This is a genomic window from Promicromonospora sp. MEB111 (assembly GCF_030209445.1).
Taxonomy (GTDB): domain Bacteria; phylum Actinomycetota; class Actinomycetes; order Actinomycetales; family Cellulomonadaceae; genus Promicromonospora.
Map to the genome: position 1 here is coordinate 1 of NZ_JARVSD010000019.1, position 24154 is coordinate 24154.

General features: G+C 73.1%; 21 protein-coding genes. 19 read left to right on the forward strand and 2 right to left on the reverse strand.

Annotation, left to right across the window (positions count from 1 at the left end):
- The first annotated feature begins 188 nt into the window (after positions 1–188).
- The 4 genes from gatC to QRN56_RS22610 are packed head-to-tail and all read left to right on the forward strand — an operon-like array spanning position 189 to position 4188.
- Positions 189–485 (forward strand): Asp-tRNA(Asn)/Glu-tRNA(Gln) amidotransferase subunit GatC, encoded by a 297-nt coding sequence (gene gatC, locus QRN56_RS22595; RefSeq protein ID WP_285107085.1) that lies wholly within the window; start codon positions 189–191, stop codon positions 483–485.
- Between the two features lies 1 nt (position 486).
- Complete coding sequence (gene gatA, locus QRN56_RS22600) at positions 487–2043, forward strand: Asp-tRNA(Asn)/Glu-tRNA(Gln) amidotransferase subunit GatA (RefSeq protein ID WP_285107087.1); 1557 nt, start codon at positions 487–489, stop codon at positions 2041–2043.
- Positions 2040–3560 carry an Asp-tRNA(Asn)/Glu-tRNA(Gln) amidotransferase subunit GatB gene (gatB, locus tag QRN56_RS22605; RefSeq protein ID WP_285107089.1) on the forward strand — a complete coding sequence of 507 codons (1521 nt, stop codon included), beginning with the start codon at positions 2040–2042 and terminating at the stop codon, positions 3558–3560. Before gatA ends, gatB begins: the two co-directional genes overlap by 4 nt.
- 43 nt (positions 3561–3603) lie before the next feature.
- Positions 3604–4188, forward strand: coding sequence for a GNAT family N-acetyltransferase (locus QRN56_RS22610; RefSeq protein ID WP_285107091.1), 585 nt, complete (start codon positions 3604–3606; stop codon positions 4186–4188).
- A 56-nt stretch (positions 4189–4244) separates the two neighbouring features.
- On the opposite strand, the gene QRN56_RS22615 is transcribed toward QRN56_RS22610, so the two are convergent.
- A complete protein-coding gene (locus tag QRN56_RS22615) occupies positions 4245–4679 on the reverse strand; it encodes a CBS domain-containing protein (protein WP_285107093.1) in 435 nt (144 codons plus the stop codon).
- 249 nt (positions 4680–4928) lie between these two features.
- Between QRN56_RS22615 and ilvD the strand changes: the two genes are divergently transcribed.
- The 5 genes from ilvD (at position 4929) to QRN56_RS22640 (ending at position 10255) form a co-directional block, all read left to right on the forward strand.
- Positions 4929–6791: a dihydroxy-acid dehydratase gene (gene ilvD, locus QRN56_RS22620; RefSeq protein WP_285107095.1), complete on the forward strand. Its 1863-nt coding sequence runs from the start codon at positions 4929–4931 to the stop codon at positions 6789–6791.
- 147 nt (positions 6792–6938) lie between these two features.
- Positions 6939–7610 (forward strand): 4a-hydroxytetrahydrobiopterin dehydratase, encoded by a 672-nt coding sequence (locus QRN56_RS22625; protein ID WP_285107097.1) that lies wholly within the window; start codon positions 6939–6941, stop codon positions 7608–7610.
- A 68-nt stretch (positions 7611–7678) separates the two neighbouring features.
- Entirely contained in the window at positions 7679–8497 is an 819-nt protein-coding gene (locus tag QRN56_RS22630; RefSeq protein WP_285107099.1) for an ABC transporter permease, read from the forward strand.
- Positions 8490–9293, forward strand: coding sequence for an ABC transporter permease (locus QRN56_RS22635; RefSeq protein WP_285107101.1), 804 nt, complete (start codon positions 8490–8492; stop codon positions 9291–9293). Before QRN56_RS22630 ends, QRN56_RS22635 begins: the two co-directional genes overlap by 8 nt.
- Entirely contained in the window at positions 9290–10255 is a 966-nt protein-coding gene (locus QRN56_RS22640; protein ID WP_285107103.1) for an ABC transporter ATP-binding protein, read from the forward strand. The genes QRN56_RS22635 and QRN56_RS22640 overlap by 4 nt, the downstream gene beginning before the upstream one ends.
- A 29-nt stretch (positions 10256–10284) precedes the next feature.
- On the opposite strand, the gene QRN56_RS22645 is transcribed toward QRN56_RS22640, so the two are convergent.
- Positions 10285–10860, reverse strand: a complete 576-nt coding sequence (locus QRN56_RS22645; RefSeq protein WP_285107105.1) for a Uma2 family endonuclease — start codon at positions 10858–10860, stop codon at positions 10285–10287.
- A gap of 125 nt (positions 10861–10985) precedes the next feature.
- On the opposite strand from QRN56_RS22645, the gene QRN56_RS22650 reads away from it, so the two are divergent.
- The 10 genes from QRN56_RS22650 to ilvC all read left to right on the forward strand — a co-directional run bounded on the left by QRN56_RS22650 (position 10986) and on the right by ilvC (position 24035).
- Positions 10986–12149 carry a 3-oxoacyl-ACP synthase III family protein gene (locus QRN56_RS22650; RefSeq protein ID WP_285107107.1) on the forward strand — a complete coding sequence of 388 codons (1164 nt, stop codon included), beginning with the start codon at positions 10986–10988 and terminating at the stop codon, positions 12147–12149.
- Positions 12146–12940, forward strand: a complete 795-nt coding sequence (locus tag QRN56_RS22655) for a glycosyltransferase family 2 protein (RefSeq protein WP_285107109.1) — start codon at positions 12146–12148, stop codon at positions 12938–12940. The genes QRN56_RS22650 and QRN56_RS22655 overlap by 4 nt, the downstream gene beginning before the upstream one ends.
- The gene (locus QRN56_RS22660) at positions 12937–14139 is read left to right on the forward strand and encodes a cytochrome P450 (RefSeq protein WP_285107111.1); all 1203 of its coding nucleotides are present in this window, start codon (positions 12937–12939) and stop codon (positions 14137–14139) included. Before QRN56_RS22655 ends, QRN56_RS22660 begins: the two co-directional genes overlap by 4 nt.
- The gene (locus QRN56_RS22665) at positions 14136–15938 is read left to right on the forward strand and encodes a class I adenylate-forming enzyme family protein (protein ID WP_285107113.1); all 1803 of its coding nucleotides are present in this window, start codon (positions 14136–14138) and stop codon (positions 15936–15938) included. Before QRN56_RS22660 ends, QRN56_RS22665 begins: the two co-directional genes overlap by 4 nt.
- Positions 15935–16909 (forward strand): NAD-dependent epimerase/dehydratase family protein, encoded by a 975-nt coding sequence (locus QRN56_RS22670; protein ID WP_285107115.1) that lies wholly within the window; start codon positions 15935–15937, stop codon positions 16907–16909. The genes QRN56_RS22665 and QRN56_RS22670 overlap by 4 nt, the downstream gene beginning before the upstream one ends.
- An 85-nt stretch (positions 16910–16994) precedes the next feature.
- The gene (locus tag QRN56_RS22675) at positions 16995–19403 is read left to right on the forward strand and encodes an ATP-binding cassette domain-containing protein (RefSeq protein ID WP_285107117.1); all 2409 of its coding nucleotides are present in this window, start codon (positions 16995–16997) and stop codon (positions 19401–19403) included.
- Complete coding sequence (locus QRN56_RS22680) at positions 19400–20164, forward strand: hypothetical protein (RefSeq protein WP_285107119.1); 765 nt, start codon at positions 19400–19402, stop codon at positions 20162–20164. The genes QRN56_RS22675 and QRN56_RS22680 overlap by 4 nt, the downstream gene beginning before the upstream one ends.
- Positions 20165–20457: 293 nt before the next feature.
- Positions 20458–22335 (forward strand): acetolactate synthase large subunit, encoded by a 1878-nt coding sequence (locus QRN56_RS22685; RefSeq protein WP_285107121.1) that lies wholly within the window; start codon positions 20458–20460, stop codon positions 22333–22335.
- 15 nt (positions 22336–22350) lie between these two features.
- The gene (gene ilvN, locus QRN56_RS22690; protein ID WP_020013644.1) at positions 22351–22875 is read left to right on the forward strand and encodes an acetolactate synthase small subunit; all 525 of its coding nucleotides are present in this window, start codon (positions 22351–22353) and stop codon (positions 22873–22875) included.
- A 131-nt stretch (positions 22876–23006) separates the two neighbouring features.
- Positions 23007–24035: a ketol-acid reductoisomerase gene (gene ilvC, locus QRN56_RS22695; protein ID WP_285107123.1), complete on the forward strand. Its 1029-nt coding sequence runs from the start codon at positions 23007–23009 to the stop codon at positions 24033–24035.
- The last annotated feature ends 119 nt before the right edge of the window (positions 24036–24154 follow it).

Sequence of the window (24154 nt, forward strand, 5' to 3'; positions counted from 1 at the left end):
TGACGGGGTGGGAGAGTAGGACGCCGCCGGACAACCATTCCCGACAGGGGGTGGGGTTCCGAGATAGTCGACCAGCTGGTCGACTATCTCGGAACCCCACCCCCTTTCGGCATTCCCGGGGAAGATTTCACACGCGACGGGCGGGGATCCGGGCGAGCTGACGCCGTCCGGCGACTAGACTGGCGGCCATGTCCACCATCTCCCGCGACGAGGTCGCGCGCGTGGCTGCGCTGGCACGGATCGATCTGCGACAGGACGAGGTCGACCGCCTCGCCGGTGAGCTCGACGTGATCGTCGAGTCCGTCGCTCGCATCAGCGAGGTCGCCACCGCAGACGTGCCCGCTACGAGCCACCCGCTCCCGCTGACGAACGTGTTCCGAGACGACGTACCCGAGGCCCCGCTGCCGGTCGAGGACGTCCTGGCCGGAGCCCCGCAGCAGGAGAACGGCCGGTTCGCCGTCCCGCAGATCCTTGGCGAAGAGTGAGATGGGTACCAGCGACATGACGAACGACATCACCCGGCTGAGCGCGTCCGACCTCGCGTCCGCGCTCGGTAGCAAGGACCTCACCAGCGTCGAGGCCACGCAGGCCCACCTGGACCGCATCGCGGCCGTCGACGGCGACCTGCACGCGTTCCTGCACGTCTCCTCCGCGGAGGCGCTGGCCACGGCCGCCGAGGTCGACGCGAAGCGCGCCGCCGGCGAGGAGCTGCACCCGCTCGCCGGCGTGCCCATCGCGGTCAAGGACGTCGTGGTGACCAAGGGCCTGCCCACCACCGCGGGGTCGAAGATCCTCGAGGGCTGGGTCCCGCCGTACGACGCGACCCTCGTGGAGCGCATCAAGGCCGCGGGCCTGCCGATCCTCGGCAAGACCAACATGGACGAGTTCGCCATGGGCTCCTCGACGGAGCACTCGGCGTTCGGCAACACCAGGAACCCCTGGGACCTCGACCGGATCCCCGGCGGGTCCGGCGGTGGCTCCGCCGCGGCAGTGGCGGGCTTCGAGGCCCCCCTGGCGATCGGCACCGACACCGGCGGTTCCATCCGCCAGCCCGGCGCCGTCACCGGCACCGTCGGGGTCAAGCCCACCTACGGCGGCGTCTCCCGCTACGGCCTCATCGCCATGGCGTCGTCGCTCGACCAGGCCGGCCCCGTGACCCGTACCGTGCTCGACGCCGCGCTGCTGCACGAGCTGATCGGCGGGTACGACCACCACGACTCGACGTCGATCAACGAGCCGGTCCCCGGCGTCGTCGCCGCCGCAGAGCTGGGCGCCAAGGGCGACCTGAAGGGTCTGCGTGTCGGTGTCGTCAAGGAGCTCTCCGGCGAGGGCTACCAGGCGGGCGTGTCCGCGCGGTTCGAGGAGTCGCTCGACCAGCTGCGCGCGCTCGGCGCCGAGATCGTCGAGGTCTCGTGCCCCAGCTTCACCTACGCGCTCGACGCGTACTACCTGATCATGCCCGCCGAGGCGTCCAGCAACCTGGCCAAGTTCGACGGCATGCGCTTCGGCCTGCGCGTCGAGCCGGCCGAGGGCCCGGTCACCGCGGAGCGCGTCATGGGCGCCACGCGCGGCGCCGGTTTCGGCGACGAGGTCAAGCGCCGCGTCATCCTCGGCACGTATGCCCTGTCCGCGGGCTACTACGACGCCTACTACGGCAGCGCGCAGAAGGTCCGCACGCTGATCCAGCGCGACTTCGCGGCCGCGTTCGAGCAGGCCGACGTGCTGGTCTCGCCCACGGCGCCGACCACGGCGTTCAAGTTCGGCGAGAAGCTCGACGACCCGCTGGCGATGTACCTCAACGACGTCGCGACCATCCCGGCGAACCTCGCCGGCGTGCCCGGCATGTCGCTGCCGAACGGCCTGGCAGAGCCCGCCGGAGGGGGCGCCGGCCTGCCATCAGGTTTCCAGATCCTGGCCCCCGCCAAGGCGGACGACCGGCTGTACCGCGTGGGCGCCGCCCTCGAGGCGGCCCTCGAGAACGCCTGGGGCGGCCCCCTCCTGAACAAGGCACCCGAACTCAAGACCACGGAGCTCGCCCGATGACCGCACCGTCGACCGCCACGGCCACCAGCCTGGTCGCCTACGAGGACGCCGTCCGCCGCTACGACCCGGTGCTGGGCATCGAGGTGCACGTGGAGCTCGGCACGCTCACCAAGATGTTCTGCGCGGCCGAGGTCGAGTACGGCGGCGAGCCCAACACCCAGGTGACCCCGGTCAGCCTCGGGCTGCCGGGCGCTCTGCCCGTGGTCAACGGCAAGGCCGTCGAGTACGCGATCCGCATCGGCCTCGCGCTCAACTGCAGCATCGCCGAGAGCTGCCGGTTCGCGCGCAAGAACTACTTCTACCCGGACGTCCCCAAGAACTTCCAGACGTCGCAGTACGACGAGCCGATCGCCTACGACGGCTGGATCGACGTCGAGCTGGAGGACGGCGCGGTGTTCCGCGTCGAGATCGAGCGCGCGCACATGGAGGAGGACGCCGGCAAGAACACCCACGTGGGTGGCTCGACCGGCCGCATCCAGGGCGCCGAGTACTCGCTGGTGGACTACAACCGCGCCGGCATCCCGCTCGTGGAGATCGTCACGCGGCCCATCGAGGGCGTCGGCGACCGGGCCCCCGAGGTGGCCCGGGCCTACGTGCAGACGCTGCGCGACATCTTCCGCTCGCTGGGGGTCTCCGAGGCCCGCATGGAGCGGGGCAACGTCCGCGCGGACGTGAACCTGTCGCTGCGGCCGACGCCCGAGTCGCCCCTGGGCACGCGCACCGAGACCAAGAACGTGAACTCGTTCCGCTCGGTCGAGCGCGCCGTGCGCTACGAGGTGTCCCGCCAGGCGGGCGTGCTCGACGCCGGCCTGCCGGTGATCCAGGAGACGCGGCACTTCCACGAGGAGGACGGCACCACGTCGTCGGGCCGCGTGAAGTCGGACGCCGAGGACTACCGGTACTTCCCCGAGCCCGACCTGGTGCCCGTGGCCCCGAGCCGCGAGTGGGTCGAGGAGATCCGGGCGACGCTCCCGGAGCTGCCGGTCGCGCGCCGGCGCCGGCTCCAGGGCGAGTGGGGGTACGCCGACGCCGAGATGCGCGACGTGGTCAACGCCGGCGCCATCGACCTCATCGAGGCGACGGTCGCCGCCGGCACGAGCGCCGCGGGCGCCCGCAAGTGGTGGATGGGCGAGCTGGCCCGCCGTGCCAAGCAGGACGAGCTCTCGCTCGCGGACCTGTCCGTCACGCCGGCGCAGATCGCGCAGCTCCAGCAGCTCGTGGAGTCCGGCCGCATCAACGACAAGATCGCCCGCCAGGTGCTCGACGGCGTGCTCGCCGGCGAGGGTGACCCGGAGGCGGTCGTCGCGGCCCGCGGCCTCGAGGTCGTGTCCGACGACGGCGCGCTGCTCACCGCGATCGACGAGGCGCTGGCGGCTCAGCCCGACATCGTCGAGAAGGTCCGTGGTGGCAACCAGGGTCCGGTCGGCGCGATCATCGGCGCCGTCATGAAGGCGACCAAGGGCCAGGCCGACGCCAAGCGGGTGCGGGAGCTGGTGCTGGATCGGATCGGGCAGTGACGTCGCGAGCCGCGGTGACGTCCCGGGGTGCGAGGCCGGGCCGGTGACCCGCGGACCCCACCTGCACGGCGACATGGTGCGGTTGCGGCCGATCGAGGCACGCGACTCGGAGCGTCTGTGGGAGGCGGTCCAGGACCCGGAGGGCACCCGCCTGACCGGTACCACCGCCGTCTTCACGCGCGACCAGATCGACGAGTGGGCGCGTACCGTCAGCGACCGGCCCGGCCGGTACGACTGGGCGATCTGCCCGGCCGCGATGCGGGACGGCAAGCCGATCAGCGACGACATGATCGGCGAGATCGTGCTGAACGACCTCGACGAGACCGTCGGCTCGGCGAACCTGCGGCTCCAGCTCCTGCCGAACTACCGGGGGCGCGGGTACGGCCGCGAAGCCATCCAGGAGGTGCTGCACTTTGCGTTCGACGGCGTCGAGGACGCACCGGGCCCGCGACTGCACCGGGTGAGCCTGGACGTGCTCAGCATCAACCCGCGCGCCCAGACCCTCTACGAGTCGCTCGGCTTCCGCGAGGAGGGCCGCCTGCGGGACATCTACCGTGACGGCGACACGTGGGCGGACGCCATCGTGATGAGCATCCTCGAGGACGAGTACCGGGCGCTGCACGACTGAGTCGCCCGGGACCGGATTCCCGGACGGCGCCCCGGCGGCCCCTGACCGCTCGACGGTCAGGGGCCGCCGGTGATGTAGGCGGTGAGCTGGTCCCGCTCGGCCTGCACCTCGGCGATCCGGTGCTTGACCACGTCGCCGATGCTCACGATCCCCGTGAGCCGGGCGTCCACGAGCACCGGCACGTGCCGCACCCGGTGCTCCGTCATCACGGGCATGAGCTCGTCGAGCGTGGCGTCGGGGCCGCAGGTGTGCACGGCGACCGTCATGATCGCCTCGACGGTGCCGTCCAGGATGTCGTCCCCGTCCGAGTGCAGCCTGCGCACGACGTCGCGCTCGCTGACGATGCCGTCGACGGTGACGCCGTCGTCGGACACCACGACCGCGCCGATACGGTGCTCGGCGAGGAGGGCGAGCAGGTCGCGCACGCTCCGGTCCTTGGAGATGGTGACCACGGAGCCACCCTTGCGGCGCAGTGCCTCTGTCACTCGCATCGGGATACCTCCATCGAGTGCACGGCGGAGACCGCCTCCTTGCGGCCTCCTGCTACGACGGTACGGCACCGGGCGAATTTTCCCCAGGGGTGAGAGTCCCGCGTCCCGGCCCTCTGGGACGGGGTGCACGACCGTGAGGGGGTCACCCTGTGGACGCCGCCTGTCGGTCCCGGCGGACCGGAGGTAGCGTGACGAGGCCGTTCGCCCGCATCGCGCACGGCCACCCAGCATCGAAGGAGCTGAACAGTCATGAGTCGTCCCCTGCGCTCCCGGACGTCCACCCACGGCCGCAACATGGCCGGAGCCCGCGCGCTCTGGCGCGCCACCGGCATGGGTTCCGAGGACTTCGGGAAGCCGATCATCGCGATCGCGAACTCGTACACGCAGTTCGTACCGGGGCACGTACACCTCAAGGACATGGGCGACCTCGTGGCCTCGGCCATCCGCGAGGCCGGCGGCGTCGCGAAGGAGTTCAACACCATCGCCGTCGACGACGGCATCGCGATGGGCCACGCCGGCATGCTCTACTCCCTGCCGAGCCGCGACCTGATCGCGGACTCCGTGGAGTACATGGTCCAGGCACACACCGCCGACGCCCTCGTCTGCATCTCCAACTGCGACAAGATCACGCCGGGCATGCTCAACGCCGCGCTGCGGCTGAACATCCCGGTGATCTTCGTGTCGGGCGGCCCCATGGAGGCCGGCAAGGCGGTGGTGGCGAACGGCGTCGCGAAGACGCCGCTGAACCTCATCAACGCGATCAACTACTCGGCGGACGAGAACGTGGACGACGCCGCGCTCGGCCTGGTCGAGGAGAACGCGTGCCCCACGTGCGGCTCGTGCTCCGGCATGTTCACCGCGAACTCGATGAACTGCCTCACCGAGGCGCTGGGGCTGTCCCTGCCCGGCAACGGCTCGACGCTGGCGACGCACGCCGCTCGCAAGGAGCTGTTCCTGGAGGCCGGCCGCACCATCGTGGACCTGGCCCGCCGGTACTACGAGGACGAGGACGACTCCGCGGCGCCCCGCGGGATCGCCACCAAGGCGGCGTTCGCGAACGCGATGGCGCTCGACGTGGCCATGGGCGGCTCCACCAACACGGTGCTGCACGTCCTCGCCGCCGCCCAGGAGGCCGAGGTCGACTTCACGCTCGCCGACATCGAGGACATCAGCCGCCGGGTGCCGTGCCTGTCCAAGGTGGCGCCCAACCACCCGGACTACCACATGGAGGACGTCCACCGGGCGGGCGGCATCCCCGCGCTGCTGGGCGAGCTCGACCGCGGCGGCCTGCTGGACCACGACGTCACCTCGGTGCACACGCCCACGCTGCGCGCCTGGCTCGACGACTGGGACGTCCGCGGCGGCAAGGCCACCGACCGGGCGCTCGGCCTGTTCCACGCGGCGCCGGGCGGCGTGCGCACCACCAAGGCGTTCTCCACGAACAACCAGTGGGAGACGCTCGACACCGACGGCGCGGGCGGCTGCATCCGCGACATCGAGCACGCGTACACCGTCGAGGGCGGGCTGGCCGTGCTGCGCGGCAACCTCGCCGAGGACGGCGCCGTGTTCAAGACGGCGGGCGTCGACCCCGACGTCTTCCACTTCGTGGGCAAGGCGCTCGTCTGCGAGTCGCAGGACGAGGCCGTCGAGAAGATCCTGACCAAGCAGGTCGAGCCGGGCCACGTCGTCGTCGTGCGCTACGAGGGGCCGTCCGGCGGGCCGGGCATGCAGGAGATGCTCTACCCGACCTCGTACATCAAGGGCCGCGGGCTGGGCAAGGTGGTCGCCCTCATCACGGACGGCCGGTTCTCCGGCGGGTCCAGCGGCATCTCCGTGGGGCACGTCTCGCCGGAGGCCGCGGCGGGCGGCACCATCGGCCTGGTCGAGGACGGCGACGAGATCGAGATCGACGTCGACACCCGGATGATCCGCATCAACGTGCCGGACGAGGTGCTCGCCGAGCGGCGCGCCAAGATGGAGTCGTCCGAGCGGCCGTGGCAGCCCGTCGCCCGCGACCGGTACGTGTCCCCGGCGCTGCAGGCCTACGCGGCCCTGGCGACGTCGGCCGACCGCGGGGCCGTGCGCGACGTCGCGCGCCTGCGGCGCGGCTGACGCCGTCGCCTGACGGCGGACCCGCGCCGGGTCCGCCGTCGGGCGACGCACTGACGAGCGGCGACGCCGAGGGCCTGTCGGGTGTCGGAGTCTCGTGCCATGGTGGTGGGACCCGGACGACTGGACGTACGAGGGAAGGCACTACCCATGAGCGACGCGATCACCGCTGCCGAGTTCACCGCGGCAGAAGGCACGGACGACTGGCGGGTGCTCCACGACGCGGCGCTCGCGCGCTTCACCACCGGTTCGTTCGCCACCGGGCTGGTGCTGGTCGCCCGCATCGGTGAGCTCGCCGAGTCCGCCAACCACCATCCCGACGTCGACCTGCGCTACGGGAGCGTGACGGTGCGGACCTGGTCGCACGACATCGGCGGGCTGTCCGAGCGGGACCTCGCGCTGGCGCGGGCGATCTCGGCCGCGGCCCGCAACGTCGGCGTCGCGGCGGACGTGTCCGGGCTGCGCGAGGTGGCGATCGCGATCGACGCCGTGGTCGGGCCCGCCGCCCAGGCCTTCTGGCAGGCGGTGCTGGGTCACGAGGCGCAGCCGTACCGCGGTGGGAACACCGCGGCCGGTCGGCTGCTCGACCGGGACGGACGCCAGCCGATGTTCTGGTTCCAGCAGACCGACGAGCACCGGGAGCAGCGCAACCGCATCCACGTGGACGTCTGGGTGCCGCACGACCTGGCCGAGGCGCGGGTGGCGGAGGCGGTCGCTGCCGGCGGGCGGCTCGTCACGGACAAGTACGCCCCGTCGTGGTGGGTGCTGGCCGACGCCGAGGGCAACGAGGCCTGCGTCTGCACCTGGCAGGGCGAGTTCTGACACACCCGAGGAATGCACCCGGAAAAGAGGATGAACTCCGGCTCGGGAATGGGTAACGTCTCGCGCTTGTGCGCCCGCTCACCCCACCCGCCCGGAACCCCTACTGGCGGTTCCTCCTGGCGGGCTTCCGCGGGCAGTCGGCCTACCCGCTCGCGACTCTCGCCGGCCTGGTCGCCAACGCGACGTTCGGCGTGCTCAAGGGCTCGATCATGGGGGCCGCGGTCGAGAGCTCGGGCGGTGAGCTGGCCGGGTACACGGCGGGCAGCATGGCCGCGTTCGTCTGGCTGGGGCAGGGGCTGCTCGGGTCGGTGAACCTGTGGGGCGGCAGCGACCTGCAGACCCGGATCAAGTCCGGCGACGTCGCCGTCGACTTCCTGCGGCCCGTGAGCGTCCAGGCCTCCCACGTGCTGACCGACGTCGGCAAGGGGCTGTTCGGCCTGCTGCCGCGAGGGCTGCCGAGCGTGCTGATCGGGGTCGCGATCGGCGGCATGGTGCTGCCGTCCGACCCGAGCGCGTACGCGCTCGGCCTGATCAGCCTGCTGCTCGGCATCGCCGTCTCGCACGCCTGCATCTACGCCGTGGGGACGTCGGGCTTCTGGCTCGTGGAGTCCCGCGGCGTCGCCGTGTTCTACCTGTCGTTCTCGGGGCTGTTCGCCGGCCTCTACACGCCGATCTACCTCTTCCCGGACTGGCTGCTGACCCTCGCGCTGCTCACGCCGTTCCCGTCGATGATGCAGCTCCCGGTCGACGTGCTCTCCGGCCAGGTCACCGGTGTGGCGGCCTGGCAGCACCTCGGCGTGCAGGCGCTGTGGCTCGCGATCGTGCTCGCCGTCGGGCACCTGAGCACGCGGGCCGGACGCCGCAGGCTGGAGGTGCAGGGTGGCTGAGGCACTTCGCGCCTACCGGGCCGTCGTGGCCAGCCGGGCGCGCTCGCAGGCGAGCCACCGCGCGAGCTTTCGCATGGACCTCGTCGGCGCACTACTCGTCGGCATCATCGAGTTCGGCGAGATCTGGGTGCTCTACTCGGCGACGGACCAGATCGGCGGGTTCACGCTCGCGCAGATCATGCTCGTGTTCGGCCTGTCCGACCTCGCCTTCTCCCTCGCCGACCTGGTGGCCGGGCACTGCGACAACCTGCCGCTGTACGTCCGCGCGGGCACGCTCGACGTGTTCTTCCTGCGCCCGCAGCCGGTGCTGGCGCAGCTCGTCACGAGCGACCTCAGCCTGCGCCGCATCGGGCGCTGCCTGGTGGGCGCCACGTCGCTCACGGTCGGCCTGGTGCTCAACGACATCGAGTGGACCGCGGGCGCGGTCGGTCTGGTGGTCCTGGCGCTGGTCTGCGGGTTCGTCATCTTCACCGCGCAGTTCGTCACCGCGGCCGGGCTGCAGTTCTTCCTCGTCAACGGCGCCGAGATGACCAACGCGTTCGTGTACGGCGGCCGGTACGCGGCCACGCAGCCCACGAGCGTGTGGCCGCGCAGCCTGCTGGTGGTCTTCGGCGCCGTCTTCCCCGTGGCGTTCGCGGCGTTCCTGCCGGTCTCCACGCTGCTCGGCGTGCCGGGCGTCGCGGGTCTGCCGGTCTGGCTGGGCTGGTGCGCACCGGTCGCCGCGGTCTGGGCGGTCGTCGTCGCGGGGCTGTCCTGGCGCTGGGGCCTTCGTCACTACCGAGGAGCGGGCGGATGAACGTCATCGAGACCGAGGGCCTGACCCGGGTGTTCACCGGGCGGCCGGACCGGGGGAACCGGCTGCGGCGCTCGCGGCACGTCGCCGTCGACGGTCTCGACCTGACCGTCGAGGCGGGCGAGTCCGTGGGCTACATCGGCGCGAACGGGGCCGGGAAGTCGACCACGATCAAGATGCTCGTCGGCATCCTGGTGCCCACGAGCGGCACCGTGACGACCATGGGGCTGCACCCGTTGAAGCAGCGGCGCGCGCTCGCCCGCCGGATCGGCGTGGTGTTCGGGCAGCGCTCGCAGCTCTGGTGGGACCTGCCGGTGCGGGAGTCGTTCTCGATCCTGGCCGCGATCCATTCCCTGACCGCGGCCGACGAGCGCGCCCGCACCGCCGAGCTGGTGGACATGCTGGAGATGGAGGAGTTCCTGGCGACGCCCGTGCGGCAGCTCTCGCTGGGGCAGCGTATGCGGGCCGAGGTCGCGGCCGCGCTGCTGCACCGCCCGGACCTGGTGATCCTCGACGAGCCGACGATCGGCCTCGACGTGCTGTCCAAGCAGCGCCTGCGCGAGTTCCTCGTGGCGCAGCGGAGGGAGCACGGCACCACGCTGCTGCTCACGACGCACGACATGGGCGACGTCGAGCGGCTCTGCGAGCGGATCCTGGTCGTGGACCACGGCCGCCTGGCGTTCGACGGCACGCTGGACGGGCTGGCGCGTACGGTCGGCGCGCGGCGGGAGCTCGTCGTCGACCTCGCCGTCGCGACCCCCGACCTCACCGACGTGGCGGGCGCGGAGCACGTCCGGAGCGACTCGGACGGCCTGCGGCAGCGGTTCGCGTTCGACCCGCAGCGCATGACGGCGGCGCGGGTGCTCGCCGCGATCTCCGAGCGGGCCGAGGTGCTGGACCTGTCGATCGCCGAGCCCGACATCGAGGACGTGGTGCGCGAGATCTACCGCGCCACGCGGCGGTAGGCGGCACCCGGCGGTAGCGGGGGAGCGGCTCAGCCGTACAGTGACTGGACGTCGAGCTCGATCGGGAACGGCAGGTCGACCTTGAGCGTCTCGCGGTAGATGCCGGTCGGCACGTAGGTCCTGGTGTGGTCGTCGAGCTCGTAGACATGGACTGTCGTCGCCCCGTTGCCGTCGGCGTCCTCGACGCGCCAGAAGTGGCGGATGCCTGCCTCGGCGTACTTGTGGGGGATGACGGCCTTGTCGCGGTGCTCGGACTCTGGCGAGACCACCTCGATCGCGAGCACGATGTCCTTGGCGTCGTACCAGGTCGCGTCTCCGTCGATCGCCGCCGTCGACGCGATCACGTCGGGTTCGGGCCGGTTGTGCTTGTCCAGCAGGACGGTCATCTCGCTGTCGATGACGGTTCCCTCGGGCGCCTGGCTGGTCAGGCCGGACCGGAGAGCGAAGATGACGCTGCTGTGCCAGCGACGTCGTGGGGACATCATGAAGACGAGGGCTCCGTCGATCAGCTCGGTGTGGCGGGGAGCGTCCGGCAGAATGTCCAGGTCCTCGGCGAGCCAGCCCTCCGGGCGCGGCGGGCGCATCCAGTCGGGGAGCTGAGTCATGGGAACACGGTAACAACGGGCAGCCGTGGTGCCATGGCTCATCGCTGCTCCTGTCGATCGCATGCCTAGACGTTCATACGTCTAGCCCTCCTCCGCGCGAGATGGGTGCCGCTAACGTGTGCCGGGTGCTTCCCGAACCAGCCGCCGTGCTGAGCCCGGTTCCCGCCCGATCCGCCGAGCCCGCGCCGTCGACCCCGCGGTCGCCCCGGCCGGTCCCGCACCCCGTCGCCCGGATCGCCGAGGTGGCGGTCCACCTGCCCGAACGCACCCGCGACGTGGCCGAGGCCGAGCGCGACCTGCACCGCAGGAACCCCAGGGTCGCGCCGCGACTGCCGATGGTGTCGCGCCTGACCGGCGTGCGCCGGACCCACGTGGCCGACGCCGACCAGCAGGCCTCGGACCTCGCCGTCGCCGCCTCCCGCACCCTCCTCGACCGGGCGGGCCTCGGGCCGCAGGACGTGGACCTTTTGATCTTCGCCTCGGCCACGCAGGACATGATCGAGCCCGCCACCAGTCACATCACCGCGGCCAAGCTCGGCGTGCGGGCGCCGGTGATGGACGTCAAGAACGCCTGCAACTCCGTGCTCAACGGGATCGAGGTGGCCGAGGCCCTCATCGGGACCGGCCGGTACCGCCGCGTGCTGGTCGCGTCCGGCGAGATGCCGACGCGCGGCGTCCGGTGGGACGTGCCCGACCGGTCGACGTACGCCCTGTCCGCGGCCGGCTACACGATGTCCGACGCCGGGGCGGCGGTGCTCGTCGAGGCGACCGAGGCGCCGTCGGGCTTCGAGGACGAGCTGGCCGCCGAGCTCGCCGGCCTGGTCGAGCCCGCGGTCCGGCCGTCCGGCATCCTCGGCTCGGCGTTCACCGCGGAGTCGCAGCACTGGGACGTGGGCATGCTGCCGGGCGGCGGGACGTTCAACCCGCGCGACCCCGAGCGCAGCTACTTCGAGATCGACGGGTCGCGCCTGCGCGAGGCGTTCCTCGCGCTCGGACCGGGCCCGGTCGACGAGGCGCTGGAGCGGGCCGGCGTGACGATGGACGAGGTCGCGCTCGTCGCGGTGCACCAGGTCGCGGTCGGCTACCTCGCCGACGTGCACGCGGCGCTCGGCGTGCCGACCGACCGCACGATTGTCACCGTGGCCGACCACGGCAACCTGGCCTCGGCGACCCTGCCGCTGCAGCTCGTGACGGCGCTGGAGTCCGGCCGGCTGCGCCGGGGCGACGTGGTGCTGCTCCTCGGGCTCGCGGGCGGGATCAGCATGGGGGCGATGGTGGTCCGGTGGTGACGGAGCGCAGCGAAGGCGCGGCAGAGAGCAGAGCCCGCCTCGCCGTCGTCGTGCCCGCGCTGAACGAGGCGCACGAGCACGGGATCCTGCGCACCCTCGCGGCGCTGCACGCCCAGGAGGACGACGACTTCGACCTCGTGGTGGTGGACAACGGGTCCACCGACGGCACGCCGGACGTGGTGCGCAAGGCGATCGCGGACTGGGGGCGCCTGCGGTGGCAGGTCGTCACGGAGCCCGAGAAGGGGACCGGCGCCGCGGCGGACACCGGGATGCGGGCCGCCATCGCCCTCGGGGCCGAGCTGCTGGCCCGGACCGACGCCGACTGCCTGCCGCCCCCGGGATGGACGCGGGCGGTGCGTCAGGCGTTCGCGTCGGGCGACGAGCTGGTCGCCGGGCGGCTGCTGCCGCGCACCGACGACCTGCCGGTCTCCCGGGTCCAGCAGGGTGTGCTGTCGTTCGCGCTGTGGGCGTCCAGCACGTTCGGCAAGGTGCGCCCCGGCAACCGGGACGACGGGTACCTGGGGCCGTACGTGATGACGCCCGGCTGCAACATGGCGATCACGGCGTCCCTGTACGAGCGGGCCGGCGGGTTCCCGCGCACCCGGATCGAGGACGTGCACGAGGACCGGGCCCTGGTGAACGCCGTGCGCCGGCTGACCACCCGGTACGCGGAGCACCGCGAGGTCTGGGTGCGCGCCTCGACGCGCCGCGTGCACGCGTGGGGACTGGTGCGCACCCTCGGCTGGTACGCCGACCACCGCTACCGGCCCGCGGTCGTGGACATCCGATGACGGCCGTCGCGCCCGAGGCGCCCTGGGAGGAGCGGGTGCAGCGGGCCGCGCACCCGCTCGCCTACCCGGCGCTCCGGTCCGCGCGGCACCGGCCCGTGGTGCGCGTCCCGCGCATCGGCGTGGTGGTGAGCGACGCAGCGGTCGCGCGCGAGGTGCTGCTCGACCTGGACCACTTCTCGAAGGTGGGCCCGGGGGCGCCGTCGGACCTGTGGACGCCGGTCCTCGGGCCGTCCGTGCTGCTCAACATGGAGGGGGCGGAGCACGCCGCGCTGCGGCGCGCGCTGGGGCCGCTGTTCGCGCCCCGCGCAGTGCGGGAGCTGGTGTCCGGGGCCGCGGACGGCGGCGGCGTGCTGCCGGACCTGACGCGGCGGCTGGCCGCGGGGGAGACCGTCGACCTCGCCGCCGCGGTGACGGCGCAGGCCGGCGCGGTGATCTGCGGGATGGTGGGGCTGCCGCCGACGGACGACGCCGTGCGCTCCGCGATGTCGGCCGCCCGGACGATCACCGGGATGGTGCGGCTGCACCGGCACGGCCTCACGCGGTCCCAGGTCGCGCGGGCCCGGGCGGTGCTGGAGCGGCTGACGGCGCCCGCCCGCGCCGCCTACGACGACGGCGACCCGGCGACGGTGCCCGGGCGGATGCGCGACCTGGGGCTGTCCCAGCGCGAGGCGATGGGCGCCGTCGGGGCGTTCGTGCTCACGGGGACGGAGACCGTCCAGTCGTTCGTGCCGCGGCTCCTGGCGATCGCGCACGACACCGGGTGGACCGGGCGGCTGCTGGCCGACGACGCCCAGGTGCGGCGGCGCGCCGTCGAGGAAGGGCTGCGCGTCACCGTGCCGACGCCGGCGATGCTGCGCGCGGTGCGGGCCAACGCGTCGGTGGGCGGGGTGCCCGTCGCCGCCGGCGAGCGCGTGGTGATCGCCACGGTCAACTGCTGCCGGGCCGCCGGCGGCTTCGATCCCGGCCGGCCGGTCGACCCCGCCGTGCGGCACCTGTGGTTCGGTGCGGGGCCGCACTTCTGCCTCGGCATGCCGCTGGCGATCGCCCAGGTGGACGCCGTCCTGGACGCGCTCGCTGCCGCGTCGGCCGACGGCCGGGTGCCCGTCGTCGGCCGGCGCCGGGCCGCGCGCGGCGTGCTGGTCCCGGCGTACCGGTCGCTGGAGCTGCGCCTGGGATCGCCCGGGAAGGAGACGACATGACCCACTTCCTGGAGCGCCTGCCCGTCCTGGCGCGGGACACGCCCGACGCCGTGGCGCTGCGCTGGTTCGGCGGCCGGGGCGGCGTTCGTGTGCGTGAGGAGGTCACGTTCCGCGACCTCGCCGAGCGCGTCGAGCGGACGGCGTCCGGCCTGCGGGCGCAGGGCTTGCGGCCCGGTGACCGGGTGCTGTTCAGCGTCCGGCCCCGGCCCGAGGGCGTGGTCCTGTGCCTCGCGATCCTGCGCGCGGGCGGCTCCGTCGTCTTCGTGGACCCGGGCTCGACACCGGAGCTGTTCGCCGCCCGGATCGCGGCGGCGGGGCCGCGGTGGGCCGCGACGGAGGCGCTGCTGTACGCGGCGTCGTCGGGGCCGCTGCGCGGGATCGCGCGGTCGCGCGGGCTGCTGCTCCCGGACTACGGCCGGCTGCCCGTGCGGCACCTGTACACCGGGCGGTGGCTGCCCGGGGTGCCGCGCGGGGCGCGGCGGGCGGCGGTACGGAGACCGGTGCCAAGGCTGGAGCCGACGCCGGGGTCGGAACCGGCGTCGACGCCGGAGCCGGCGCCGCGGCCCGGGTGGGTCGCGGCCGATCCCGAGGCGCTGGTCGTCTTCACGTCCGGGACCACCGCCGAGCCCAAGGCCGTGGTGCACACCGCGGGCACGCTCGGCGGCATGCTGGGCCTGTTCGCGGAGGTCGGTGCGCTGCGGGCCGGTCAGCGAGCGCACACCGACCAGATGTTCCTCGGGCTCCCGGCGATGCTCGCGGGCGGCACGTGGGAGATCCCGGCGAGCACGCCCAAGGACGACCCGGCGGCGTTCGCGCGCGGCGTCGCGGGCGCCGACTCGTCGTTCCTGGTGCCCGCCGACGTCACGGCGCTGCTCGACGTCCTGGAGGCCTGGGCTGCGGCCGGCGGCGCGGTACCCGCCGTCGGCCCCGCGGTGCTGGCGGTCGGGGCGGCACCGGTCACCGTCGCGCTGCTGGAGCGGGGCCGCCGAGTGCTGCCGGGCACGCGCTGGATCGCCGTGTACGGGGCCACCGAGATCCTGCCCGCCGCGATGACCGAGGCGGACGAGAAGATCGCGGCGGCCGGGGGTGTGGCGAGTGCCGGGGGTGCTGCGAGCGCCGGGGGCGCGGCGGGCGCCGGGGGCACGGCGGGCGCCGGTGCCGGCGGCGCGCGGGGCGACCTCGTGGGTCGTCCGTTGGAGGGGATCGGCGTCCGCATCGACACCGGCGTCGTCGGCCTGGACGAGGCGTCAGGTACGTCCGGGGGCGAACCCGGTGACGGGCCGGCGGTGGGCGAGCTGGTGCTGACCGGGCCGTCCCTGATGGCGGGCTACCTGTCCGACCTCGACGCCGGCAAGCCGCGGGCCGCCGAGCACCGTACCGGCGACCTCGCCTACCGGGACGCGGAGGACCGGATCGTGCTGGTCGGCCGCAACCGGGACATGATCATCCGTGGCACGGTGAACATCTACCCGGGCCTGTTCGAGCCCCGGCTGCGGGACCTGCCGGGGGTGGCCGACGCCGTGATGGTCGGCGTCCCGATGCCGGACGGCGACGAACGGGTGGTGCTCGTCGTGACCCCCGAGGGCGCGGTGCCCGGTACGGGAACGCCCACGGTCCGGGCGGACACCGAGCTCGCCCGGGCCGTCGCCGACCAGGTCGGACGGGTCCTGGACCACGGCGCCCTGCCCGACCTGGTGGTCGAGGCATCGCACGTCCCGCTCGCGGGCCGGTCCCGGAAACCGGACCGTCATGCCCTGGTCGACCTGGTTTCACCTCTCGCGGGTACAGTGCGCGCATGAGGGTGGCTGTGACCGGTTCGTCTGGGTTTGTTGGCGGGGCTGTGGTGCGGGACCTCGCCGTGCACGGGCACGAGGTGATCGCGTTCTCGCGCCGGGTCCCGCGCGTACCCGCCGAGCTGCTCGACAAGGTCTCCCACCAGTTCTGGGACCTGCGGGACGGCCCGCTGGCGAAGGAGGACCGGCCCGAGGACGTCGACGTCGTGGTGCACTGCGGCGCGTCCGTCGGGGACGGCGGCAGCCATGCCCGGGCCTGGGTGGTCAACGTCGAGGGCACCCGCGCGGTCCGCGAGACCTTCCCCGACGCACGGTTCGTCCACCTGTCGTCGGGCAGCGTCTACGACCCCCGGACGCCGAGCGTCGCGGCCACCGAGGCGGAGGCGCCCGCCCGCGGGTACGTGAACCCCTACGGCTCCACCAAGGCCGCTGCCGAGCAGTACCTCGCGGCCGACGCCGCGCGCGAGGACCGCGGCCCCGTCGTCGTGCTGCGGCCGCACGCGGTCTACGGGCCGGGCGACACCACGCTGCTGCCGCGGCTGGAGTCCGCGGCGATCGGCGCCTGGCTGCCGCTGCCGGGCGGCGGCAAGGTGCGGCAGCACCTCACGCACGTCGACACGCTGGCCCGTGCGGTGCGGGCCGCCCTGGACGCCGACGTCGAGCCCGAGATCGCCGCCGGGCGGCCGCTCGTGGCCAACGTGGCCGACGCCAGCCCGGTCGACCTCGACGAGACGCTCGAGCTGCTGATGTTCGCCCGGTTCCGGCCGGTCCAGGTGGTGGGGATCCCGCTGCGGCTGGCGCACGCCCTGGCCTGGGTGGGGGAGCGACTGGCGCGGTGGACCGGCCGCGAGCCGCGCCTGTCGCGCTACGCCATCAGCCACCTCGCGATGGAGCGCACCTACGACCTCACGGTGCTGCGGGAACGCCTCGGCGTGGACCCGGCGCCGACGTCGCTGCACGGCGCCATGAGCTGGTAGCCCCCGTGTCAGACGTACAGGTCCCTCCCGTGACCTGTGCACCTGATACATCGGGAGGCTGTCCGGAATGCCCTACCCTGTGCGGGTGATTCCAGGGAGCGACGTCGCGATCGAGACGCTCGGGCTGCGCAAGGCGTACCGGTCGGTGCGCGGACGCGCCGTGGGCGTGGACGGCCTCGACCTGCGCGTACCGGCCGGCGGCGTGCACGCGCTCCTCGGCCTCGCGGGCTCGGGCAAGACCACCACGCTGCGCCTGCTCACCGGCCTCGCCCACGCGGACGGCGGCGCCATGAAGATCTTCGGCACCCATGTCCCGGACGGCCTGCCCGACCTCGCCGGCCGCATCGGCGCCGTCGTCGGCGACCCCGGGTTCCACGGCCGGCTGAGCGGACGCCGCAACCTCGCCCTCCTCGCGAGCGCGGCCTCCGTGCCGCGCGCCCGCGTGGACGAGGTGCTCACCCGCGTGGTCCTCGCAGACCGGGCCAGGGCCGCCTACGCCACCTACTCGCCCGACGAGGAACGCCGGCTGGCGCTCGCGGCGGCGCTGCTGCGCGATCCCGACCTCCTCGTCGTCGACGACCCGAGCGCCGGGCTCGACGCCGTCGGCACACGCGAGATCCGTCAGGCCCTGCGGCGGCTGGCGGACCAGGGCAAGACCGTCCTGATCGCGACCGGCGTGCTCACCGAGGCGCAGCAGATCGCGGACACGGTCACGGTGCTCGACGGCGGCCGCATCCTCGCGCAGGGGAGCACCGCCGAGCTCCTGGGCGACGCCAGGGTGAGCGTCCGCGTGGGCGTCGACGAGCCGGGCAAGGCCGCCACGGCCCTGCGGGCCGCGGGGTTCAGGGTCCGGGCCGACGGCGACACGCTCCACGTCGACGACGTCGCCGAGCCCGCCGAGATCTCGCGGGCGCTCGCCAAGCAGAAGCTCTTCGCGGGCGAGCTGGTGCCGCAGCGGGAGGACCTGGCCGCCGTCGTCGGACGGCTGCGTCCCGTGGTGCCGCCGGCGCCCGTACCGCCGAGCCGCGCCGAGGAGCGAGCGGCCCGCAAGGCCGCGGAGCGGAAGGCGGCGGAGCGGAAGAAGGCCGCCGACCAGCGCAAGGCGGACAAGGAGGCGGCCGCGAAGCAGGCGGCGGACGAGGCGAGGGCGACCGAGGAGGCCGCGGTGAAGCAGGCGGCGATCGACGCGCGGGCCGCGGCCAAGGAGGCCGCACGCGCGGAGCGGGCGGCCGCGAAGGAGAACCGGAGGTCGGCGGGACGGTCGGCCGGGCCGGAGGCGGTAAGTGCCGGGGACGCGGCTGCCGGGCAGGGGGACGGCACGGTGAAGGCGGTCGCGCAGGTGAGTGCCTCGGTGTCGGGCACCTCGGCGTCGGTCTCGACACAGGCGGGCGCCTCGAAGACCGGCGCCTCGAAGACGAACGCTCCCAAGCCGGGTGTCCCGAAGCCCGGTGTGTCGAAGCCTGCTGCGTCGAAGGCGACCGGCTCGAAGGCGACCGGCTCGAAGCCCGGCGCGGAGGCGACCGGCTCGGAGGTCGCCGTCCCGAAGCCGTCCGGTTCTCGGCCGGCCGCGCCGAAGCCGGCCGCGCCGAAGTCCTCCGCCGCCAAGCCCTCCGCCACACCAGGGACGGCCGCGGCCACCGCGGAGGCGCCCGCGGACGCCGACGCGCCGCCCAAGCAGTCGAGGTTCGCTCAGCGGCGGGCGGAGTTCGACGCCAAGGTGGCCGAGAAGCAGGCGGCGGCCGAGGCGCGGCTCGCGGAGCGCCAGGCGGCCGCCGACGCGAAGGCCGCGGAGAAGCAGGCCGCGGCGGAGGCCAGGGCGGCCGCGAAGCAGGACAAGGCCGATGCCAGGCAGGACAAGGCGGACGCGCGGCAGGCGAGGATCGACGACCGGGCCGCGCAGAAGCAGGCGGAGCTCGACGCCAAGGAGGCCGCGGCGCGGCAGAGGGCGGCCGAGAAGGCCGCGGCGGAGCAGGCGCGCGTCGACGCGAAGCAGGTCGCCCTCGACGAGAAGGCCACCCGGAAGCAGGAGGCCGCCGACGCCAGGACGGCCCGGCTCGCGAGCCGCACGGAGGGCGCCAAGGCGCTCCTGGGCCGGCGCGCGGCGGAGACGTCCGGCGGCCGGGACGGGGGCCTTGAGCTTGACGACCGGGAGGCGGAGGATCTGGAACCCGACGACCTCGAGCTGAAGCGGCTCGAGGCGGAGGATCTGGAACCCGACGACCTCGAGCTGAAGCGGCTCGAGGCGGAGGATCTGGAACCCGACGACCTCGAGCTCGACGACCTCGCACCGGACACCGCCGAGCCGGCTGAACCCGAGCCGGACGACACCGAGCCGGGCGACGCCGAGACCGACGACGACGCACCGGACGCCGCCGAGCCGGACGGCGCCGCCGCGCCGAGGCCGGGCCCGCGCACCGACGCGGGGACGGGGCGGCCCCGCCCCGGGCAGCAGGGACCAGGCCGGAGCAAGAAGCGTTCGAAGGGAAGGCGATGATGGGCCTGCTGTGGGCCGAGCTGCGCAGGTTCGCCGTGCGGCCGGCGATCCGGTGGATCGCCGTGGCGATGCTCGCGCACGTGGCGCTGGCGGTCGCGGTGACGGCGTTCGAGCCGGAGGCGTTCACGCTCGCGGCGATGCTCGACCAGGGCCAGATCTCGTTCTACGCGATGACGTCGGTGTTCCTCGCCTACGTGGCGGGCGTGCTGCTGGTGACCGGGCCCGCGGCGCAGGGCGGTACGCGCGCGCTGCTGACCGTCGAGCCCCGCCGCGGCCGCGTCTACTGGAGCAAGCTGGCGGCGGCCGGGCTGGCCGTGGTGCCCGGTATCGCGGCGGCCTGCGCGCTGCTGGGGTTCGGCATGTACTGGGCGCACGCGCGGGCCGGGGTGCTCGGCGGTCCGCCGTCGGACCTGGTGGAGGCGCTGACGTGGAGCGGCGTACGCGTGATCGCCCTCGCGGTGTTCGCCGCGGTCGGCGGCGCGGCGCTCGGGGTGCTCGTGCGGCGCTGGTGGGTGGCGGTCGGGCTCGCGGCGGTGTGGTTCGTGGCCGAGGAGCAGGTGGCGCTGAGCGCGTCGTCCGCCGTCCGGGACTGGCTGCCGTTCACCAACGCGGACTCGTGGGTCCGCGGCACGCGGACCGTGCTCGCCGGCGACGGGGTCCTGGCGGCCCCGTACGTGCACAGCGGTCTCCTGCTGCTCGGCATCACGGTGGCGCTGGCCGTGCTCGGCTCGGTGGTGTTCCGGCACCGCGACGTACGCTGAGCGCGGCGGACCGGTTCCTCGGGAGGCCCGGGATCCTGCGGGCCGGACGACCTCGTGTCTCGGATCGTGGGACCTTTGGCCCGCTGAGTGACACCGGCGACTTTTCGGCGTAACGTGCGTGACGTGCAGACGATCATTCTTGTAGTACTTCCTGAGCGCGCGGCCTAAGCCCCAGCACAGGCATCGTCCGCGCGCTCACCCTGGCAGTCCTTTCACCAAAGGACCCGGGGTTTTTTTGTTGTCACGAACGCTCGCTTTCGCCCCACGACGGGGCGCGACGGCAGGAGAACCGCATGACCGGCACACCGACACCCGCACAGATCGCCGCGCGCGCCGAGGCGCGTGACCAGGTGCGCACCGAGCTTCGGTCCCGCGTAGGCGGCAAGGCCGAGCTCGAGAACGCCGCACCGCGCGTCGGGCCGGAGGAGGTGACGGGCGCGCAGTCGATCGTCCGCTCGCTCGAGGAGGTCGGGGCGGAGGTCGTCTTCGGCATTCCCGGCGGCGCGATCCTGCCCACCTACGACCCGCTGATGGACTCCGCGAAGCTCCGGCACATCCTCGTGCGGCACGAGCAGGGCGGTGGCCACGCGGCCTCGGGCTACGCCCACGCGACGGGCCGGGTCGGCGTCACCATGGCGACGTCGGGCCCCGGCGCCACCAACCTGGTGACGCCCATCGCGGACGCCAACATGGACTCGATCCCGCTCGTGGCGATCACCGGCCAGGTGGGCGCCTCCGCGATCGGGACCGACGCGTTCCAGGAGGCGGACATCGTCGGCATCACGATGCCGATCACCAAGCACTCGTACCTGGTCACGGACCCGGCCGAGATCCCGCGCACCATCGCGGAGGCGTTCCACATCGCCTCCACCGGGCGCCCGGGGCCGGTGCTCGTGGACATCGCGAAGTCGGCGATGCAGTCGCGCACCACGTTCTCGTGGCCGCAGGAGCTGAACCTGCCCGGCTACCACCCCGTGACCAAGCCGCACTCGAAGCAGATCCGCGAGGCCGCGAAGCTGCTGGCCACGGCCCGCCGGCCGGTCCTGTACGTCGGCGGCGGCGTGATCCGCGCCGGCGCCTCGGACCTCCTGCGCCAGCTCGTGGACCTGTCCGGCGCGCCCGTGGTGACCACGCTGATGGCCCGCGGCGCAGTGCCGGACAGCCACCCGCAGCACCTGGGCATGCCCGGCATGCACGGCACGGTGCCCGCCGTGGCCGCGCTGCAGAAGGCGGACCTCGTGTTCGCGCTCGGCGCCCGCTTCGACGACCGCGTGACCGGCAAGCTGTCGAGCTTCGCCCCGCTGGCCGCGATCATCCACGCGGACATCGACCCCGCCGAGATCGGCAAGAACCGCGAGGCGGACGTCCCGATCGTGGGTGACCTCCGCGAGGTGATCGGCGACCTGCTGCCCGAGCTGGCCAAGGAGCACGAGACCCACGGCAAGCCCGACGTCGAGGGCTGGTGGCGTCAGCTCGACGAGTGGCGCCGTACCTACCCCCGCGGCTACTCCCAGCCGGAGGACGGCCACCTGTCACCGCAGCACGTGATCCAGCGCCTGGGCGAGCTGACCGGGCCGGACGCGATCTACGTCGCGGGCGTGGGGCAGCACCAGATGTGGGCCGCGCAGTTCATCAGCTACGAGCGGCCCAACACCTGGATCAACTCCGGCGGCCTCGGGACGATGGGCTACTCCATCCCGGCCGCGATGGGCGCCAAGGTCGGCGAGCCGGACCGGACCGTGTGGGCCGTGGACGGCGACGGCTGCTTCCAGATGACCAACCAGGAGCTGGCCACCTGCACGATCAACGACATCCCCATCAAGGTGGCGTTGATCAACAACAGCTCGCTGGGCATGGTGCGGCAGTGGCAGACGCTCTTCTACGAGTCGCGCTACTCCAACACCGACCTGCACACCGGCCACGGCACCATGCGCGTGCCCGACTTCGTCAAGCTCGCCGACGCGTACGGCTGCGAGGGCATCCGCGTGGAGCGGGCCTCCGACGTCGACGCCGCGATCAAGCGGGCCAACGAGATCGACGACCGGCCCGTGGTCGTGGACTTCACCGTCTCGCGTGACGCGATGGTGTGGCCCATGGTCGCCGCCGGCGTGAGCAACGACGACATCCAGTACGCACGCGGCATCTCGCCGGCGTGGGACCGAGAAGACTGAGCGAGGACCGTCCCCATGTCGAGGCACACCCTGTCCGTGCTCGTGGAGAACAAGCCCGGCGTGCTCACGCGCGTCGCCGGCCTGTTCGCCCGTCGCGCGTTCAACATCCACTCCCTGGCCGTCGGCCCCACGGAGCACGAGGAGATCTCGCGCATCACCGTGGTGGTCGACGTCGAGGAACACCCCCTGGAACAGGTCACGAAGCAGCTCAACAAGCTCATCCACGTGATCAAGATCGTCGAGCTCGAACCCGAGTCGTCAGTGCACCGCGAGCTGCTGCTCGTCAAGGTGCGGGCCGACGCCGCCACCCGAACCGGGGTGCTGGAAGTCGTCGAGATGTTCCGGGCGCGCGTGGTCGACGTCGTGCCGGACTCCGTGGTCATCGAGGCCACCGGACCGGCCGCGAAGCTCGACTCGCTCCTCGCGGCGCTGGAACCGTACGGCGTCCGTGAGATCGTCAAGTCCGGCACACTGGCCATCGGCCGGGGCGCCCGGTCCATCACCGACCGCGCGTTCGAGCGCGCGGTGCGATCCGCCTGAGACCAGACTGACGTGGAGGGTGGGGACCGAGGAACGAGGTTCCCACCCGAAACGGAACGCCGGTCTCGGGCGGCGACAAACCCCGCCTGATCTTCTTTCACACCGATATACCCAACTGAGGAGCAAGAACCGTGGCTGAGCTGTTCTACGACGACGACGCTGACCTGTCGATCATCCAGCAGAAGAAGGTTGCTGTGGTCGGCTACGGCAGCCAGGGCCACGCGCACGCCCTGAACCTGCGTGACTCCGGGGTGCAGGTGACCGTCGGCCTGCGCGAGGGCTCCGCCTCCCGGGCCAAGGCCGAGAACGAGGGCCTCGCCGTCGCGACCGTGCCGGACGCCGTGCGCGACGCCGACGTGGTCGTGATCCTCGCCCCCGACCAGGTGCAGCGGCACCTGTACGCCGAGGACATCGCGCCGAACCTCAAGGAGGGCGCCGCGCTCGTCTTCGGGCACGGCTTCAACATCCGTTACGGGTACATCAAGCCCGAGGCCGGCCACGACGTGCTCATGGTCGCCCCCAAGGGCCCGGGCCACATCGTGCGCCGCGAGTTCGCCGACGGCCGCGGCGTGCCCGTGATCGTCGCCGTGGAGCAGGACGCGTCCGGCTCCGCCTGGGGCCTGGCCCTCTCGTACGCCAAGGGCATCGGCGGCCTGCGCGCCGGCGGTATCAAGACGACGTTCACCGAGGAGACCGAGACCGACCTGTTCGGCGAGCAGGCCGTGCTGTGCGGCGGCGCCTCGCAGCTGGTCCAGTACGGGTTCGAGACGCTGACCGAGGCCGGCTACCAGCCGGAGGTCGCGTACTTCGAGGTGCTGCACGAGCTCAAGCTGATCGTCGACCTGATGGTCGAGGGCGGCATCGCCAAGCAGCGCTGGTCCGTCTCGGACACCGCCGAGTACGGCGACTACGTCTCCGGCCCGCGCGTCATCGACCCGCGCGTCAAGGAGAACATGAAGGCCGTTCTCTCCGACATCCAGGACGGCACCTTCGCCGCCCGCTTCATCGCGGACCAGGACGCGGGCGCCCCCGAGTTCAAGGAGCTGCGCGCCAAGGGCGAGCAGCACCCGATCGAGGCCACCGGCCGCGAGCTGCGCAAGATGTTCTCGTGGATCAAGCCGGCCGACTCGGACTACGTCGAGGGAAGCGCGGCGCGCTGACCACACCCCGCTGAGTGCTGAACCCTCGCCTCGACCGACCCGTTCGGCGAGGCGAGGGTCCGGCAACGGGCGGGGCAGGCCATCTTCTGGGGATGGTCCGGTGGTGGCAGGATGTCCCC